Genomic DNA, 17,338 nt, shown 5'->3' on the forward strand with positions numbered 1-17,338 from the left:
CGGCATCGGCCGTGGGGGCCGGGGGCAGGAAGAATCGTTGCAGCACCAGCGCGCTGGTGATTCCGGCGGTGGTCGCGAACAGGGTGGCGAACAGCGTGGTCGGCAGAATCGCCGCCGGTTCGGCCGAGCCCAGGCTGGCGCGCAGCGCGATCACGCCCGTTGGCAGCAGCGTGATGCTGGAGGTGTTGATCGCGAGGAACAGCGCCATCGCGTTGGTCGCGGTGCCGGGGTGCGGGTTCAGCTTGTTCAGTTCCTGCATCGCGCGGATGCCGAACGGCGTCGCCGCGTTGCCGAGTCCGAGAATGTTGGCCGAAAAATTCAGGATCATCGCACCCATCGCCGGGTGCTCCGGGGGCACGCTGGGGAACAGGCGGGTCATCAACGGGCGCAGCAGTCGCGCCAGTACCGTCAGCAGCCCGCCGGCCTCGGCGATCTTCATCAGTCCCAGGAACAGGGCCATCACGCCGACCAGGCCGATCGCGAGTTCCACCGCACTGCCCGCCGAACTGATCGCGGCCTGCGACAGCTCCTGCATCGGCTGACTGTCAGCGTCGAGCTCGGTGAGTTCGCGCCAGGCTGCGGCCAGGAAGGCGGCGAGGATCAGGACCAGGAAGATGAGGTTCATCGACGCGGGCGACTCCGTGCGGTGGGGTTCTCAGCGGTTGTCCGAACGCGGGTTCCGGTTCCCCCGCCGCGTGTCGGGCCTTGTTCTCTCTATCTGTTTCGGGAGCGTGCCCCATCTCCCACTCGCAAGAGCGGGGGCATGGCCGTCAGCGGTTTTCCCCCCGGGACACGATGCGCATCACGGTGTCCATGGCCCGCGTCGGCAGCAGCCATTTCAGAGTCGCGAACAAGTGGGTCGGCACGGTCACCCGGTAGCGGGTCTTCGGCCGACGCGCCTCGAGCGCGTGCACGACCGCCTTCAGCACGGCCTCCGGCCCCAGCGTGAACGGCGCTTCCCGCTCCGCGTGAGCCAGACGGCGTTCCATGCGTTCGTAGGTCTCCCGCCAGTAGCTCTCGCGCGGGCGGATGAAGCGCCGGTAGGCGAGGAACGCGTTGGCGCGGAAGCGGCTGCGGATCGGGCCCGGCTCGACCAGCGCCACGTGGATGCCGCTGCCGTGCAGTTCCTGGCGCAGCACGTCGCTGAGCCCCTCGAGCGCGAACTTGGAGCACACATAGGCCCCGCGCATGCGCAGCCCGACCAGCCCCAGCACCGAGCTGTTCTGAATGATGCGGCCGCTGCCCTGTCTGCGCATCGCCGGGATCACCGCGTTGGTCAGCTCCAGCCAGCCGAGCACGTTGGTCTCGAGCTGGGCCCGCAACGCGGGGCGGGACAGATCCTCGACCGCGCCCGGCTGCCCGTAACCGGCGTTGTTGAACAGCGCGTAGAGTTCGCCGCCGGTGCGCGCGAGCACCTCATGCACCGCGCTGCGGATGCTCGCCGAGTCGTCCAGGTCCAGCCGCAGGGCTTCCAGCCCCTGACCTTTCAGACGTGCGACCGCCTCGCTGCTGCGGGCGGTCGCAAATACCCGATAGCCGCGTTCGTGCAGCGCCAGCGCCACGTGTTCGCCGATTCCGGAGGAGCAGCCGGTCACAAGTATCGTGCGGGAAGGGTTGGTCATGTCAGTAGGTCAGGGTCACCACGTGGTCCTCGATCACCTCGCCGATGAACGCGCCGCCACCGCGGACGCCGTCGAGTTGCGGGATCGCATTGTCCCGGGTCAGGCCGTGTTCTTCCATGGCTCCGGCGCAGGCAAAGAACCGGCAACCCGCGTCGTGTGCATCCTGCATGAAGCCGTATACCGACTTGGCGTGCGCCGTGCCCGGATGGATGGCCTCGGCAACGCCCCGGATCAGCAGTCTCGTGCTGTCGCCGGCGAAGTACATCTCCACCTGAAGATCCATCACCGCGGCGACGGTGGCCTGGAAAAACGGCGCCCCGAGGGTGGACGGGCGTTCCAGATCCAGGTTCAGCAGCATGATCACGATCTTTTCCGTCATCGATTCGTTCCGCTTGCTCTCCGCCGTTGCGCCGGCCTGGCGTGTCCCGCACCGATTGTCGCAGGGGGGGTACTTTAATTCACAGGATTCGGTCGCATAATACGCGCATCCCCTGTTCAACATCCGGAGTTCCAAACATGCCGATTTACGAATACGAGTGCAGTGCCTGCGGCGACCGTACCGAGGTCATCCAGAAGGTCAGCGACCCCGCGCTCACCGACTGCCCTGCCTGCGGGGCGGGTGCCCTGAACAAGCTGGTGTCGGCAGCCGGGTTTCGCCTGTCCGGCGGCGGCTGGTACGAGACCGACTTCAAGAAGGACAGGCGCCGCAACCTGAAGGAGGATGCGGGCAGGACCGACTCCGGCCCCGCCGGCGGTAGCGGTTCTCCGGCCTGCGGCTCGGGATCCTGCGCAGCCCCGGCGGCGTGAGTGCCTGACCGGTGCTGAGTCACCTGCGTCGCTACCTGATCGCGGGACTGCTGGTCTGGGTCCCGCTGATCGTGACCGGACTGATCATCAAGTTCCTGGTCGACGCACTCGACTTCACCATCCTGCTGCTGCCGGCGAGCTGGCGGCCGGAGGCGATCCTTGGCTTCAGCGTGCCGGGGACCGGGGTGGTGGTCGCGATCGTGATCGTGTTCGTGACCGGCGTGGTGGCGGCGAACATCGTCGGGCGCAAGCTGGTCGAGCTGGGCGAGGCGATCGTCGACCGGATCCCGCTGGTGCGGTCGATCTACAGTGCGGTGAAACAGGTGATGCGCACCGTGTTCGACGACGGCGGCCAGTCGTTCCGGCGCGTGTTGCTGGTCGAGTATCCGCGCAAGGGGCTGTGGACGCTCGGATTCCAGACCGGCGTCGGCGTCGGCGAGGTGCAGGCGCGGACCGAGCGCGATGTGCTGACCGTGTTCGTCCCGACCACGCCGAACCCGACCTCCGGGTTCGTGATCATGGTCCCGCGCGAGGATGCGGTCGAACTCGACATGTCGGTCGAGGACGGTCTGAAATTCGTGATGTCGCTGGGGGTCGTGGTGCCGGAGTGGCCGCCGCTGGCGAAGGGCGGCGGGAAGCTTGCGCCGGGGATGACCAAACCGTAACATCCCAGCCCCTTTTTTGGCGGGCGGCAGTGCCGCCCGCCGACCCATCAACCGGGCGGAACCCGCCTTTCTGGCTTGGAACTGGCGCAATGCGGACTCATTTCTGTGGACTCGTGACCGAGGCGCAACTGGACTCGGAAGTCACCCTTTGCGGGTGGGTCAACCGCCGGCGCGATCATGGCGGGGTGATTTTCATCGACCTGCGCGATCACGAGGGGGTGGTCCAGGTCGTGTTCGATCCGGACCGGGCCGAGATGTTCGCGCGTGCCGAGCAGGTACGCAGCGAATACGTGCTGCGCGTGACCGGCCGCGTGCGCCGGCGTCCGGAAGGCACGACCAACCCCGAGCTGAACACCGGCGCGGTGGAAGTCCTGGGCCTCGACCTGGAAGTGCTGAATGCCGCCCGCACCCCGCCGTTCCCGCTCGACGACGAGGACGTCGGCGAGGAGACCCGGCTGCGTTACCGGTACATCGACCTGCGCCGGCCGGTGATGCAGGAACGCCTGCGCCTGCGCGCGCAGGTCACGCGCAGCCTGCGCCGCTTCCTCGACGATGCCGGCTTCGTCGACATCGAGACCCCGATGCTGACCAAGGCGACTCCCGAAGGGGCCCGCGACTACCTGGTGCCCAGCCGTACCCATCCCGGTCACTTCTTTGCGCTGCCGCAGTCGCCGCAGTTGTTCAAGCAGCTGCTGATGATCGGGGGCATGGACCGTTACTACCAGATTACCCGCTGCTTCCGCGACGAGGATCTGCGCGCCGACCGTCAGCCGGAATTCACCCAGCTCGACATCGAGATGGCCTTCGTCGACGAAGCCGACGTGATGGCGCTGAACGAGCGTCTGATCCGCACGATGTTCCGCGACGTGCTCGGCGTGGAACTGCCCGACCCGTTCCCGCGCATGACCCATGCCGAGGCGATCGCCCGGTTCGGCTCCGACCGGCCCGATCTGCGCATTCCGCTGGAATTCACCGATCTGACCGAGCGCATGCGCGACGTCGAGTTCAAGGTCTTCAACGCCCCGGCGAACGATCCGGAAGGCCGCGTCGCGGCGCTGCGCCTGCCCGGCGGCGGTACGCTGTCGCGCAAGGAGATCGACGACTACACCCGGTTCGTGGGGCGCTTCGGTGCCCGCGGGCTTGCGTATATCAAGGTCAACCGGGTCGCGGACGGCGTCGCCGGGCTGCAGTCGCCGATCCTGAAGTTCCTCCCGGACGAGGTGGCCCTGGAGATCCTCGAGCGCACCGGGGCCGAGGACGGCGACCTGATCTTCTTCGGTGCCGACAAGGCGAACGTGGTCAACGAGAGCCTGGGCGCGCTGCGGGTACAGCTCGGGCATGATCGCGGGCTGGTCGCGGAAGGCTGGGCCCCGCTGTGGGTGATCGATTTCCCGATGTTCGAGTGGGACGCAAAGGAGGGGCGCTTCTACGCGCTGCACCACCCGTTCACCGCGCCCGCGGTAGCCGACGCCGAAGTGCTGCGCGCGGATCCGCGGGCGGCGCTGTCGCGGGCCTACGACATGGTCTTGAACGGCACCGAGGTCGGTGGCGGTTCGATCCGTATCCACCGGCCGGAGATGCAGCGCGCCGCGTTCGATCTGCTCGGAATCGGCGAGGCCGAGGCGGCGGAGAAGTTCGGCTTCCTGCTCGACGCGCTGAACCAGGGCGCCCCCCCGCACGGCGGCATCGCGTTCGGACTGGACCGGTTGGTGATGCTGATGGCGGGAGCCGGCAGCATCCGTGACGTCATGGCGTTCCCGAAGACCCAGAGCGCTGCCTGTCCGCTGACCGACGCGCCGGCCCCGGTCGGCGACCCGCAGCTGCGTGAACTCGGGATCCGCCTGCGCGCCCAGCCGCCCGCTTCCTGATTCCGGCTCCCGATGCGGGCCAGCGTCGTCACCATCCACGGCTGGCACATGACCGGTGCCGAGATGTGGCCGTTGCGGCGGCGATTGCAGCGGCACGGTTACGAAGTCCACGCATTCCGCTATCGTTCGCGCCGCGAAACCCCCGAGCAGGCCGCGCGTCGCCTGGCGGTATTCCTGGAACGGGTTCCGGGCGAGGTGATCCATCTGGTCGCGCACAGCCTGGGCGGCATGGTCGTGCGCCACTTGTTCGCGTTGGCGCCGGTCCAGCGCCCCGGGCGCATCGTGATGCTCGGGGCGCCGCTGGCGGGCAGCCGTAGCGCGGCGCGCATGGCCGGCACGCGGGCCGGGCGCTGGTGGCTCGGGGCGGCGCTGGACCGCGGCCTGGTGGGCGGCAGCCCGGCGCTGCAGGGCCGCAGGATCGGCATGATCGCGGGCAACCGCGGGCTCGGCGTCGGCAGCCTGCTGCCCGGGACGCTGCCCCGGCCCAACGATGGCACGGTCGCGGTCGACGAGACCTACGGGCCGGAGGTGGTCCGCCATCTCGAAGTGCCCTACGGGCATTTCCGCCTGCTGCTGGCGGGCCCGGTCGCGGATGCGGTGGTCCGATTCCTGGAGCAGGGCGAATTCTGAGCCGCGGGGGCGGCGGGCGGCCAGGGCCGGCGACAGCGGGTACACTGGCGCGGAACATTCTTCAGGTTTTTCATTCAACGACACGGGACACACGATGGCCGGTCACAGCAAATGGGCGAACATCCAGCACCGCAAGAACGCCCAGGATGCCAAGCGGGGCAAGCTCTTCACCAAACTGATCCGCGAGATCACCGTCGCGGCACGGGCCGGGGGTGCGGACCCCGCGTCCAACCCGCGCCTGCGCCTGGCGACCGACAAGGCGCTGGCCGCGAACATGACCCGCGACACCATCGATCGCGCAGCCAAGCGCGGCGCTGGCGCGATGGAGGGCGACGCCTACGAGGAGGTGCGCTACGAGGGCTACGGCCCGGGCGGCGCCGCGATCCTGGTCGACTGCATGACCGACAACCGCAACCGGACCGTGGCCGATGTGCGGCACGCGTTCACCAAGACCGGCGGTAACCTGGGCACCGACGGCTCGGTCGCCTACCTGTTCGAGAAGAGGGGCGTGATCGAGTATCCGGCGGGCACCGACGACGAGAAGGTGATGGAAGCCGCGCTCGAAGGCGGTGCCGAGGACGTGCAGGTGGACGAAGACGGCGCGATCGAGGTGCTGACCGGCCCCGAGGACTTCGAGCCGGTGCTCGCGGCGCTGCGCGAGCACGGGCTGGAACCCGAGAACGCCGAGGTCACGATGCGCGCGGGAACCCTGGCCCCGCTCGACGAGGACACCGCGCAGTCGGTGCTGAAGCTGCTGAACATGCTCGACGATCTCGACGATGTCCAGAATGTCTACACCAATGCCGATTTCCCCGAGTCCGTGACCGGCGCCTGACCCGATGCGCGTGCTGGGCATCGATCCCGGATCCCGAGTCACCGGTTTCGCGGTCGTCGAGGCGCGCGGTGCCGCGCTGCACCCGATCGGATTCGGCGTGATCCGGCCGGCCGCCGGCGAGATGGCCGGGCGTCTGGCCGAGATCTTCGCCGGCGTGGCGCGGGTGGTGGCCGAACTCCGGCCCGAGGCGCTGGCGATCGAATCGGTATTCCTGGCCCGCAATGCGCAGTCGGCGCTGAAATTGGGGCAGGCCCGCGGTGCCGCGATCTGCGCCGCGGCCCAGGCAGGTCTTCCGGTGTTCGAGTACGCGCCCCGGGCGGTGAAGCTCGCGGTGGTGGGCAGCGGCCGGGCGCACAAGGCGCAGGTTCAGCACATGATGCGCCAGATCCTGCGCATCGACGAACCGCTGGCCGCCGATGCCGCCGACGCCTTGGCCGTCGCCGTCTGCCATTCCCACACCCAGCAGACCCAGGGCTATGCGAGCCGGCGTCTGACGCGCGTGCAGGAGGCTGCGCGATGATCGCACGGCTCGAGGGCGTGCTGCTGCTGCGCGATCTGCAGGGCGTGGTGCTGGACGTCGGCGGGGTCGGCTACGAGGTCGAGGTGCCGCTGTCGACGCTGGCCAGCCTGCCGGAGGTGGGAAGCCGGGTCGTGCTGTTTACCCATTTGATGGTGCGCGAGGATGCCCATAGCCTGTTCGGTTTCCTGAAAGCGCGTGACCGTGACCTGTTCCGGCGGCTGATTCGGGTCAACGGGATCGGCGCACGGCTGGCGCTGGCAATGCTCTCGACCATGGCTGCGGACGAGCTGGCGGGGCACATCACTGGGGGGCATACGGCGGCGCTGACCCGGATCCCCGGGATCGGCAAGCGCACCGCCGAGCGGGTCGTGCTGGAACTCGGCGAGCGTCTGGCGGACCTGGGATTCGGGCCGGACCCCGGTGCCGCGTCCGGGGCGCCGGCTGCGGGGGTCGAACGCGAGGCGGCGGCAGCGCTGGAGGCGCTGGGGTACCGCGCGGCCGATGTCGAGCGGATGCTGGCCGCGGTTCGGGGGCAGGCGGAAAGCACCGAGGCCCTGGTGCGGCTTGCGTTGCGCGCGACGCTGCGGTCCTGAACACGGCCGCGAATCCGGCGTGGCGCAGGCGCTGGATCACGGGGAGTGCGCGGGAATTTATTGCCCTGGGTGCGGGTGTAAACCGCGATCCCTTGCGGTCATACTGTGACCATGGAATCGCGTCTGGTCGACATGCACCGCCTCCCCGAGGATCGGGGAAGCGAGGTTTCGCTGCGTCCGCAGCGGCTGGCCGAATTTACCGGCCAGCCGCGCGTACTGGAGCAGATGGACCTGTTCATCCGCGCCGCGCGCGGGCGTGGCGATGCGCTGGATCACACGCTGATCGCGGGTCCGCCAGGGCTGGGCAAGACCACGCTGGCGCATATCGTCGCCCACGAACTCGGCGTCGGGCTGCGCCAGACCTCGGGTCCGGTACTGGAGCGGGCCGGGGATCTGGCCGCGATCCTGACGGCGCTGGAACCTCGCGACGTATTGTTTGTCGACGAGATTCACCGGTTGCCCGCGGTGGTCGAGGAGGTGCTGTACCCCGCGCTGGAGGATTTCCAGCTCGATATCATGATCGGCGAGGGTCCTGCCGCGCGCTCGATCAAGCTGGATCTGCCACCGTTCACGCTGGTGGGCGCGACGACGCGAGCGGGCCTGCTGACCGCGCCGCTGCGTGACCGGTTCGGTATCGTCCAGCGGCTGGAGCATTACAATGTCCCGGACCTGGCGGCGATCGTGCGCCGGGCGGCGGCCTTGCTGGAGGTCGGCATCGACGGCGAGGGTGCAACCGAGGTCGCGCGCCGCGCGCGCGGGACGCCGCGCCTGGCCAACCGCCTGCTGCGTCGGGTCCGCGATTTCGCGCAGGTGCGCGCGGACGGGCGCATCTCCCGGACGGTGGCGTCCGACGCGCTGGATCTGCTGGCGATCGACGCGTCGGGTCTCGACGCCCAGGACCGCCGCTTGCTGGAAATCCTGGTGGAGAAGTTCGACGGCGGGCCGGTGGGTGTGGACAGCCTGGCGACGGCGCTGAACGAGGACCGGGGAACGCTGGAGGATGTCGTGGAACCGTTCCTGATTCAGCAGGGCTATCTGATGCGTACGCCGCGGGGCCGGCAGGCAACTCGGCAGACGTTTCTGCTGCTGGGGCTGCCCGACCGGGTGTCGGCGCGGCCGGATCTGTTCGGGGTTCCCGGCGTGCCGGGAGGCGAGGGCTGATGGTGGCAGCTTCGTCGCCGGCTGGAGGTGAACGCGGTGCCGCGTTCGTCTGGCCGGTCCGGGTGTATTACGAGGACACCGACGCCGGCGGCGTGGTGTACTACGCGAATTACCTGAAGTTCATGGAACGTGCGCGCACCGAGTGGCTGCGCGGGCGCGGATTCGAACAGGACCGGCTGCGGATCGACAGCGGCATCCTGTTCGTCGTGCGCTCGGTCGCTCTCGAGCTGCGGCGGCCCGCGCGCTTCAACGACGCCCTGTCCGTGAGTTGCCGGCCCGTCGCCCTCGGGCGCGCGAGCCTGGACGTGGCGCAGGTAGTGTGGCGCGATGCGACGGAACTGGCGCGGGCGACGGTCCGCCTGGCCTGCGTGGATGCCGAACGCTTCGTGCCGGTGGCCATCCCCGCCCCCGTTCGGGCAGCGGTTGAATCGGATCTAGGAGACGAACTGTGAGTGTGGACCTCTCCCTCTACCGGCTGATCATGGATGCCAGCCTGATCGTGCAACTGGTCATGGTGATCCTGGTCGTGGCCTCGGTGCTTTCGTGGCTGGTGATTCTGGTCAAAGCCCGTACGATCAAGGTGGCGCACCGGGCGGCCGACGACTTCGAGGAACGGTTCTGGTCCGGGGTGGATCTGGCCCACCTCTACGACGGGGTCCGCCGCAAGACCGACATGTCCGGGATGGAGCACGTGTTCTCGTCGGGATTCAAGGAATTTCTGCGGGTGCGCCAGCATCCTCCTCAGGTCGCCGATGCCACGCACCGTTCGATGCGGGTCGCGATCGCGCGCGAAAGCGACGATCTCGAGCGCTATCTGCAGTTCCTCGCGACGGTCGGTTCCACCAGTCCCTACATCGGTCTGTTCGGCACCGTCTGGGGCATCATGCACGCGTTCTTGGGGCTGTCGGGCGTGCAGCAGGCGACGCTGGCGATGGTGGCCCCGGGGATTGCCGAGGCACTGATCGCGACCGCGCTCGGACTGTTTGCGGCGATCCCTGCGGTGATCGCGTACAACCGATTCGCCACCGACGTGGATCGGGTGATCGGTCGTTTCGAGAACTTCAGCGACGAATTCGTGGCCCTGCTCGCTCGCCAGACCGCCGGGCGCGGGTCCGCGGAAGCGCGGGAATAGCGCGTCGTCATGGCGGAAATGTCACGCCACAACGGACGCCGGCTGCGGCGCCCGATCTCCCAGATCAACGTCGTGCCGTTCATCGACGTAATGCTGGTGCTGTTGATCATCTTCATGATCACCGCACCGATGCTCCAGCAGGGAGTCGAGGTGGATCTGCCCGAGGCCGAGGCACAGGCGCTGGACACCGATCAGCGCGCTGCCGAGCCGATCGTGGTGACGGTGACGGCTGCCGGCGCGATGAGCGTGAATCAGGGGGCGCTGGCCAACGAACCGCTGGCGCGCCCGGAACTGGTCGAACTGGTCGCCGATCTGCTGGTGGCGAACCCGGGGATCCAGACCTACGTGCGCGGGGACCGCCATGTCGACTACGGGCGCGTGATGGACGCCATGGTCGCGTTGCAGCAAGCGGGTGCAGGTCGGGTCGGATTGCTGACCGAGCCGCCCCGCAGGGAAGCCGACTGACGTCTCCGTGAGCATGCCGTGTTCAGCCTGATTCGACAGCACTTTGGCCAGCTGCTGCTGGTGCTTCTGCTGCACCTGGTGTTGTTCGGGGCGCTGGTGCTGAACGTGTCGTTCCTGCATCCCTCGGCGTCGTCCGCGGTGCGGTTTTCGCCGGATCCCGCGGAGGTGATCGAGGCGGTCGCGTTGGACGTCGAAACCTTCGAGCGCATCGAGCGCGAGTTCCGTACCGCCGAACAGGAGCGTATCGCAGCGGAACTGCAGGCCGAGGAAGACGCGCGCCGTGAGGAGGAGCGCCAGCGCCAGGAGGAGCTGCGGCGCCAGCGCGAGGAGCAGGAACGGCGCGAGGCCGAGGAACGGGCCCGGCAGGAGGCGCTGCGAGCCGCCGAGGAGGCGCGCGAGGAAGCCCGGCGGGTGGCCGAGGAGGCCCAGCGGGAGGCCCAGCGCGTCGCCGAAGAGGCCCGGCGCATGGCCGATGCCGAACGGGCGCGCATCGAGCAGGAACGGCGCGAGGCCGAGGCCGAGCGCGCGCGTGCCGAGCAGGAACGCCGTGCGGCGGAGGAAGCGCGCCGCGCTGCCGAGGAGGCGCGGCGCGCCGAGGAGGCGGAACGCCGGGAGCGGGAAGCCGCGGCTCAGCGGGAACGCGAGGCCGCGGAGCAGCGCCGGGCCGAAGAAGAGGCGCGCCGGCGCGAGGCCCAGGCGCGCGAACTGGAAGAGCAGCGCAGGCGCGAGCAGATGGAACAGGAACGCCAGCGTCTGGCGCAGGCGCAGGCGCAGCGCGAGGCGGCCGAACGACGCGCCCGGCAGGACGCGCTGCGGGATGCCTACGTGGCCGAGGTGCAGAGCACGGTCGAGCGCCGCTGGCGCCGGCCCGACGGTCTGCGCAGCGGTGACGAGGCCTTCGTGCTGGTCAGAGTCAATCCCGACACTGGGCGTATCCTGAGTTTTCAGGTGCAGAGCTGCTCCGGGGCGTCAGCCTTCTGCGACTCCGTGCGCCAGACCATGGAGCGGTTGCAGTCCCTGCCCCGTCCACCGGACGCCGCAGTCGTCCAGGGCGGGATCCGAATCCGTTTTGCGCCCGATCAGGGCTAGGTGAAGAACGATGAAACGAAGAGGTCTTCAGATCTGGTTTCTGGGTGTGCTGATGCTGCTGGCCGGGCCGGCCGCGGCGGTGCTGGAGGTCACGGTCACCGAAGGCGTGACCGGCGCGATCCCGGTGGCTGTCGCGCCTTTCGCCTGGGATGGGGCCGGCAGCCCGCCCGAGGATGTCGCGCAGATCGTCGGTGCGAACCTCGCGCGCAGCGGCCTGTTCGAGGTGCTGTCGCGCCAGGCGTTGCCCGAGGCGCCGGAGAGTCCGGACGGCTTTCTGGCCGAGAGCTGGGCCGCGGTGGGCGCCGAATACCTGGTGATCGGCCGGCAGCGGCCGGAACCGGAGCAGGAGCAGGTGCTGATCGAGTTCCACGTGTTCGACGTGCTGGCGAACCAGCGCCTCGGCGGCTTCCGCATCCCGGTGCCGCTGGACATGATGCGCCGCGGCGCGCACCGCGTGTCGGACATCGTCTACGAGGAAATCACCGGCGACAAAGGCGCGTTCAGCGCGCGCATCGCCTATGTCGGGGTCGCGGGTGAGGGGGACCGGCGCCGGTTCACGCTGGAAGTGGCGGATTCCGACGGCGCCAACCCGCGCACGCTGTTTCGTTCCAGCGCGCCGCTGATGTCGCCGGACTGGTCGCCCGACGGGCGCGAACTCGTCTACGTGTCGTTCGAGAACCGCCGTTCCGAGGTGTTCCGGCAGAACGTCGAGACCGGCGCGCGCCAGCGCATTGCGGCGTTCCAGGGCATCAACAGCGCGCCGGTGTGGTCTCCCGACGGCCGGCGCATCGCGCTGACGCTGTCGCGCGACGGCACCGCCAACATCTACATGCTGGAACTCGACAGCGGCGAACTGACCCCGGTGGTGCGTTCGAACGCGATCGACACCGAGCCGGCCTGGTCTCCGGACGGCGATACGCTCTACTTCACGTCCGACCGTGCGGGTTCGCCCCAGGTGTATCAGCTGCAGCTCCCGGGCGGCACCCCCCGGCGTCTGACCTTCGAGGCGACCTCGGCGGGGGCGCCCACGGTGTCGCCCGATGGCAAGTCTCTGGTGTACGTCCACGCCGGCGACGGTGGCCTGCGGCTCGCGCGGCTGGATCTGGAATCGCGCCGGGTCACGCTGCTGACCCGCGGGCGCTACGACAAGTCGCCGAGTTTCGCACCGAATGGCAGCATGGTGATCTACTCGACCACGGATCGCGGCCGCGGCATCCTCGGGTCCGTAAGCCGGGATGGCCAGGTGCACCAGCGGCTGGCCGCGCGTTCGGGCGAGGTGCGCGAGCCCGCCTGGTCACCACTGTAACGGATGCACGCCAGATGCTGCGCGGACCATGCGCATTTTCCAACCCGATACACCCATTGAGGAAAGCAAGATGAATGCACCGTTTCGTTGGGTTCTGGTATTGCTGATGGCCGGCGTGCTCGCGGCCTGTGCTCAGCCCAAGCGCGAGATGACCGATGCCGAGCGTGCGGCGGCCGAAGCGGCAGCGGCGGAGGCTGCGGCTGCCGCCGAGGCCGAGGCCGCCGCAGCCGAGGAGCGCGCGCGCCGGGAAGCGGAAGCCGCGGGAATCGGAGTCGACCGCGACCTGCGTGTCGACCCGCTCGACGATCCTCAGAGTCCGCTTGCCGAGCGGCTGGTCTATTTCGATTTCGACCGTGATACCGTACGGTCGGAATTCATTCCGATGCTCGAGGCACATGCCCGCTACCTGTCGCAGCATTCCGGCGCCCGCCTGCGTTTGGAGGGGCATACGGACGAGCGCGGAACCCGCGAGTACAACCTCGCGCTGGGCGAACGGCGGGCGCAGGCCGTGCGCCGGATCATGACCCTCAACGGTGCCCGCGATGCCCAGTTGGACGTGATCAGCTACGGCGAGGAGATGCCCGTGGCCTTTACCCAGACCGAGGAATCCTGGGCCAAAAACCGGCGCGTGGAACTCGTCTACGAGGTGCGCCGCTGACCCCGGCCTGGCGCCGGGCCGCCGGCCCGGCCGCTGCCGGAAGAGGAGGAACCCATCGATGACTGGCTATACGGATGCCACCGTAATCCGCCGGACCCGCTGCTCCGTAGCAGGGGTGCTCGGGCTTGCGCTGCTGCTCCTGGGCGCTCCGGCCGGGGCACAGTCCGGCTCGCCCGTGGTCACGCAGCACCAGCTGCAGATGGTCGACAGCCGCCTGGAGCGGGTCGAGCGTCTGCTCGATTCGGGCGTGCTGACCGAGATGCTCCAGAACACCGATGAACTGCAGGCGGAGCTGCGCCGGCTACGCGGGCAGGTGGAACGCCTCGAACACGAGGTTCGGACCCTGCGTGCCCGGCAGCACGACGAAAGCCGCCGGCTCGAGGAGCGTCTGGCCTTGCTGGAAGGCGACCTGACCGCTCGGGAGCCCGCCGCACCGGTGCCCGAGGTGATCGATACGTTGCCGGATGCGGACGAACAGGGGGCCTACCAGGCGGCCTTCGACAAGTTGATGTCCGGCGATTATCCGGAGGCGATCCTGAATCTCGAGCGTTTCATGGAACGCTGGCCGGACGGTGTCTACTCGGCCAATGCACTGTACTGGCTTGGGGAGGCCAAGTACGCAAGCCAGGATTACGAGGGCGCTCTGGTCGATTTCCAGGCGGTTCGGGACCGCTTTCCCGACAGCGACAAGGCCGGCGATGCACTGCTGAAGATCGGCTACTCCCATTTCGAGCTGGGCCAGGCCGACCAGGCGCGTGAGGCGTTGAATCGGGTCGTGTCGGAACACGCGGGAACGACCCTCTCGCGCCTGGCGCAGGATCGGCTGCGCCGGCTGGATGGCCGGTGATGGCCCGATGACGCAGACGGCGGCCGTGCCCGGCGGGGCACGTGCGGAGCGCGCGCCGGCGCGGCTGCGGATCACCGAAACCTTTCTGTCGCTGCAGGGCGAGGCGGCACAGGTGGGCTGGCCCACGGTATTCGTGCGCCTGACCGGGTGCCCGCTGCGCTGCCGCTGGTGCGACACCGCGTACAGTTTTTCCGGTGGCCAGATGCTCGGGCTGGACGAAATCCTGGATACGGTGGCGGGTTTCGGGGTCCGCCACGTTTGCGTGACCGGCGGCGAGCCGCTCGCCCAGCCCGGTTGCCCCGCGTTGCTCGAGGCGCTCTGCGAGCGCGGACACGCGGTGTCGCTCGAGACCAGCGGTGCGCTGGAGCTCAGGGAGGTCGACCCGCGGGTGCGCATCGTGATGGATCTGAAGGCCCCGGCCTCCGGGGAAAGTGCCCGTAACCGGCTGGATAACCTCGAACGGCTCCGGCCCGGCGACCAGATCAAGATCGTGCTTGCCGATCGCGCGGACTTCGACTGGGCCCTGGAGCTGCTGTTGCGCCATCCGCGGCCGGACGGCGTCGAGGTGCTGTTCTCCCCGGTGTACGGCGAACTCGAGCCGCAGCGGCTCGCCGAGTGGATTCTGGAAGCGCGCGCGCCGGTGCGCTTCCAGCTGCAGTTGCACAAGCTGCTTTGGGGCGATGTCGCGGGCCACTGACCGAACCGGGCAGGGCGGCGGCACGGAGGGCGGTCGTGCCGCGGTGGTGCTGCTTTCCGGCGGCCTCGACTCCGCGACCTGTCTTGCGCTGGCGCGGGCTGCTGGGTACCGCTGTCACGCGCTGAGCGTGGATTACGGCCAGCGCCATCGCGCCGAGCTGGAGGCCGCGGGCCGGGTCGCGGCCGCGCTCGGCGCGGCCAGCCACCGGGTCATCCGGATCGACCTCGGTGCGATCGGCGGTTCCGCCCTCACGGATTCCTCGATACCCGTGCCGGAAACACCCACCGAGGGAATCCCCGTAACCTATGTGCCCGCCCGCAACACCACGTTGCTGGCGCTGTCGCTGGCGCTGACTGAGGCACTCGACCTGGACGAGATCTTCATCGGCGTGAATGCGGTCGACTATTCCGGATACCCGGACTGCCGGCCCGAGTTCATCGCGGCCTTCGAGAATCTGGCCAATCTGGCGACGCGGGCTGGGGCCGAGGGCCGCCGCTTCCGGATCCGGGCACCGCTGCTGACCATGACCAAGGCCGAGATCATCGGTGTCGGTACCGCCTGCCGGCTCGACTACTCGCTGACCGTCAGCTGCTACCAGGCCGATGCCGAAGGCCGGGCCTGCGGAGTCTGCGACAGCTGCAGGATCCGGCGTGCCGGATTCGAGGCCGCCGGTGTGCCCGACCCCACCCGCTACCGGCCCGATGCCCCGGCTTGAACCCGCGCGGCGGCACAGCTTGCGTTTTGTGCTCCAGAACGTACACTAGGGCCCCTCGCCCGGGGCCGTTAGCTCAGCTGGTAGAGCAGTGGACTTTTAATCCATTGGTCGTAGGTTCGAATCCTACACGGCCCACCAAATTTCAATCAGTTACGATCAGGATTTGCCCTGTCTCTCCGGGCATATTGGTTCTGGGTAGCGCATGGGTAGCGCTTGCCAGTGAAAGGGCTCAAGTCCGTCATGCTTCATCCGGCCGCGGTGTTCCGTGATGACGGATCGAAATCTGGCTCCGAGGCAGACGGGGAGACCCTAAGCACCGCTGCCAATGCTCCGGCTATCCTGACCCGTTCCTATCTCGCCTTCCCTGGGCCCTCGGTGTCCGAGCTGCATCCCGTCGTGCCGAACTGCGACCGGTGCGCAGATCATGCGCGACCAACCCAGTGCTCTGGCCGTTAAGCACTATCACGCGCGGCTGTTGGACCTGCTTCGGAAGTGGCATGCGAACATCGAGGCGTGGATACGGGTTGAGGTTGGAATCTCGCGGCTAGCGGCAGGCACGGACAGTTTGCGAGCCGTGACACTAGGCTAGGCGCACGCAAGAGAGCGGGGAACTTCGACCCCTACCTCCCGAATCCAGCATTCGTTGTCGATGGTTAAATGAAACAATTGCTTAGCGCATCTGGCCCCGCGCTAACGTGACCGGAGACGACATGAGTGTGCACCGCGTGCCTGGAGCGCGTCACGATCCGGTCACGCGGTGAACGCGGGATGGTTCGGCAGCGGAGTGCCGTACCGATGTTTCGAATACGCGTTGCTCCGCCAGAACCCTGGTCTCGAACCCGCTCAACGCCATTCTTGACTGCCCGGAGCCCCGCCTCGCTTGCTTCGCGCTTCTACCTCCTCCTGACTGCGACTTCGGCGCGGATGCCGAAAGTCGCGTCTCAGAGCCCCGTCGGCTCATAACCTCCTGACTATGACGCGCCGTGGTACGGAACCGCGCGTTTTTCGGACTGCTTGGTACGGGAGTGCCGTACCGAATAGCGCACGCTGATTGCCGGAGCACGGTAACTGACGCGCAGCAGGCTTGGACCGAGACCGATCAGGCGCTCTGGGCCGGTGTGCTCAACTTCTGGTTCCTGGGCCGGGTCCTGGACAAGGTGCGGCGATGTTCGATGTGCCGCCGCAGGCAATCGAACTCGCCGAGCGCTTCGAGGGCTTCCATCGGGACCAGAAGAACGGTCCGGGGCGGGCGCACCCCTACGTTTGCCCGGCAGGCTACTGGACAATCGGATACGGCCGCCTGTGCGACCGCGACCATCCACCGGTCACTGAGGTCGAAGCCGACGCCTACCTTGTGGAAGACCTCAGAGAGGTGTGCATTGGGCGGGACGCAGCGGCACTGCCCGGTGCTCGCCACCGAGACGGACAAGCGTCTGGCGGCTATCGTCGACTTCACGTTCAACCTCGGTGCGGGTCGTTTGCAGATATCCACGCTGCGGCAGCGGATCAACGAGCGGGACTGGCTAGCCGCGAAGAGGGAGATCTGGCTCTGGGTCGACGGGGGGGCATAAGGTTCCCAGGGCCTCTTGACAAGGCGCGAGGCGGAGGTGCGGTTGATTCAAACGGGGGCGCTGCCAACCTATCGCAACCGCGTGCCACTCAGAGACCAAAATGGCACGGAAATTCACGCGGGGGTCCCAAATTCCCCGGAAAACCGGTACAGCGTCT

General features: G+C 68.3%; 20 protein-coding genes, 1 tRNA gene and 2 pseudogenes. 20 read left to right on the forward strand and 3 right to left on the reverse strand.

Features of this window, described 5'->3' with window-relative positions; all coding sequences use genetic code 11:
* Positions 1-9: 9 nt before the first annotated feature.
* The 3 genes and pseudogenes from THITH_RS19655 to THITH_RS02780 form a co-directional block, all read right to left on the reverse strand.
* Positions 10-625: pseudogene (locus THITH_RS19655) on the reverse strand (nucleoside recognition domain-containing protein); the annotation flags it as partial.
* Positions 626-770: 145 nt separating this feature from the next.
* Positions 771-1,622 (reverse strand): SDR family NAD(P)-dependent oxidoreductase, encoded by an 852-nt coding sequence (locus THITH_RS02775; protein WP_006746026.1) that lies wholly within the window; start codon positions 1,620-1,622, stop codon positions 771-773.
* 1 nt (position 1,623) lies between these two features.
* Positions 1,624-2,001, reverse strand: coding sequence for a DsrE family protein (locus THITH_RS02780; RefSeq protein WP_025367216.1), 378 nt, complete (start codon positions 1,999-2,001; stop codon positions 1,624-1,626).
* A gap of 137 nt (positions 2,002-2,138) precedes the next feature.
* On the opposite strand from THITH_RS02780, the gene THITH_RS02785 reads away from it, so the two are divergent.
* From THITH_RS02785 to THITH_RS18645, 20 genes and pseudogenes are all read left to right on the forward strand, one after another.
* Entirely contained in the window at positions 2,139-2,429 is a 291-nt protein-coding gene (locus THITH_RS02785; protein WP_006746024.1) for an FmdB family zinc ribbon protein, read from the forward strand.
* An 11-nt stretch (positions 2,430-2,440) separates the two neighbouring features.
* Positions 2,441-3,094 carry a DUF502 domain-containing protein gene (locus THITH_RS02790; RefSeq protein WP_006746023.1) on the forward strand — a complete coding sequence of 218 codons (654 nt, stop codon included), beginning with the start codon at positions 2,441-2,443 and terminating at the stop codon, positions 3,092-3,094.
* 89 nt (positions 3,095-3,183) lie between these two features.
* The gene (gene aspS, locus THITH_RS02795; protein WP_006746022.1) at positions 3,184-4,962 is read left to right on the forward strand and encodes an aspartate--tRNA ligase; all 1,779 of its coding nucleotides are present in this window, start codon (positions 3,184-3,186) and stop codon (positions 4,960-4,962) included.
* A gap of 12 nt (positions 4,963-4,974) precedes the next feature.
* Positions 4,975-5,592 (forward strand): esterase/lipase family protein, encoded by a 618-nt coding sequence (locus THITH_RS02800; protein WP_006746021.1) that lies wholly within the window; start codon positions 4,975-4,977, stop codon positions 5,590-5,592.
* 94 nt (positions 5,593-5,686) lie between these two features.
* Positions 5,687-6,427 carry a YebC/PmpR family DNA-binding transcriptional regulator gene (locus THITH_RS02805; RefSeq protein WP_006746020.1) on the forward strand — a complete coding sequence of 247 codons (741 nt, stop codon included), beginning with the start codon at positions 5,687-5,689 and terminating at the stop codon, positions 6,425-6,427.
* 4 nt (positions 6,428-6,431) lie between these two features.
* Entirely contained in the window at positions 6,432-6,947 is a 516-nt protein-coding gene (ruvC, locus tag THITH_RS02810; protein ID WP_006746019.1) for a crossover junction endodeoxyribonuclease RuvC, read from the forward strand.
* Positions 6,944-7,540: a Holliday junction branch migration protein RuvA gene (gene ruvA / locus THITH_RS02815; RefSeq protein ID WP_006746018.1), complete on the forward strand. Its 597-nt coding sequence runs from the start codon at positions 6,944-6,946 to the stop codon at positions 7,538-7,540. Before ruvC ends, ruvA begins: the two co-directional genes overlap by 4 nt.
* Before the next feature lie 111 nt (positions 7,541-7,651).
* A complete protein-coding gene (gene ruvB / locus THITH_RS02820; protein ID WP_006746017.1) occupies positions 7,652-8,701 on the forward strand; it encodes a Holliday junction branch migration DNA helicase RuvB in 1,050 nt (349 codons plus the stop codon).
* The gene (gene ybgC, locus THITH_RS02825; protein ID WP_006746016.1) at positions 8,701-9,153 is read left to right on the forward strand and encodes a tol-pal system-associated acyl-CoA thioesterase; all 453 of its coding nucleotides are present in this window, start codon (positions 8,701-8,703) and stop codon (positions 9,151-9,153) included. Before ruvB ends, ybgC begins: the two co-directional genes overlap by 1 nt.
* Positions 9,150-9,833, forward strand: coding sequence for a protein TolQ (tolQ, locus tag THITH_RS02830; protein WP_006746015.1), 684 nt, complete (start codon positions 9,150-9,152; stop codon positions 9,831-9,833). Before ybgC ends, tolQ begins: the two co-directional genes overlap by 4 nt.
* A gap of 9 nt (positions 9,834-9,842) precedes the next feature.
* Positions 9,843-10,298 (forward strand): protein TolR, encoded by a 456-nt coding sequence (gene tolR / locus THITH_RS02835; protein ID WP_006746014.1) that lies wholly within the window; start codon positions 9,843-9,845, stop codon positions 10,296-10,298.
* A gap of 18 nt (positions 10,299-10,316) precedes the next feature.
* Positions 10,317-11,387 (forward strand): cell envelope integrity protein TolA, encoded by a 1,071-nt coding sequence (tolA, locus tag THITH_RS02840; protein ID WP_006746013.1) that lies wholly within the window; start codon positions 10,317-10,319, stop codon positions 11,385-11,387.
* A 10-nt stretch (positions 11,388-11,397) separates the two neighbouring features.
* A complete protein-coding gene (tolB, locus tag THITH_RS02845) occupies positions 11,398-12,693 on the forward strand; it encodes a Tol-Pal system beta propeller repeat protein TolB (RefSeq protein ID WP_006746012.1) in 1,296 nt (431 codons plus the stop codon).
* 70 nt (positions 12,694-12,763) lie between these two features.
* Complete coding sequence (pal, locus tag THITH_RS02850; protein ID WP_006746011.1) at positions 12,764-13,351, forward strand: peptidoglycan-associated lipoprotein Pal; 588 nt, start codon at positions 12,764-12,766, stop codon at positions 13,349-13,351.
* Positions 13,352-13,409: 58 nt separating this feature from the next.
* Positions 13,410-14,198, forward strand: a complete 789-nt coding sequence (gene ybgF / locus THITH_RS02855) for a tol-pal system protein YbgF (RefSeq protein ID WP_006746010.1) — start codon at positions 13,410-13,412, stop codon at positions 14,196-14,198.
* A gap of 7 nt (positions 14,199-14,205) precedes the next feature.
* Positions 14,206-14,895 (forward strand): 7-carboxy-7-deazaguanine synthase QueE, encoded by a 690-nt coding sequence (queE, locus tag THITH_RS02860; protein WP_025367217.1) that lies wholly within the window; start codon positions 14,206-14,208, stop codon positions 14,893-14,895.
* The gene (queC, locus tag THITH_RS02865) at positions 14,879-15,610 is read left to right on the forward strand and encodes a 7-cyano-7-deazaguanine synthase QueC (protein ID WP_006746008.1); all 732 of its coding nucleotides are present in this window, start codon (positions 14,879-14,881) and stop codon (positions 15,608-15,610) included. Before queE ends, queC begins: the two co-directional genes overlap by 17 nt.
* A gap of 62 nt (positions 15,611-15,672) precedes the next feature.
* Positions 15,673-15,748: transfer RNA gene (locus THITH_RS02870), tRNA-Lys, on the forward strand.
* Positions 15,749-16,775: 1,027 nt separating this feature from the next.
* Positions 16,776-16,973: pseudogene (locus THITH_RS19660) on the forward strand (lysozyme); the annotation flags it as partial.
* Positions 16,974-16,989: 16 nt separating this feature from the next.
* Positions 16,990-17,181, forward strand: coding sequence for a glycoside hydrolase family protein (locus THITH_RS18645; protein ID WP_198019460.1), 192 nt, complete (start codon positions 16,990-16,992; stop codon positions 17,179-17,181).
* The last annotated feature ends 157 nt before the right edge of the window (positions 17,182-17,338 follow it).

Origin of the sequence: Thioalkalivibrio paradoxus ARh 1, from assembly GCF_000227685.2 — a bacterium.
Classification (GTDB): Bacteria; Pseudomonadota; Gammaproteobacteria; order Ectothiorhodospirales; family Ectothiorhodospiraceae; genus Thioalkalivibrio; species Thioalkalivibrio paradoxus.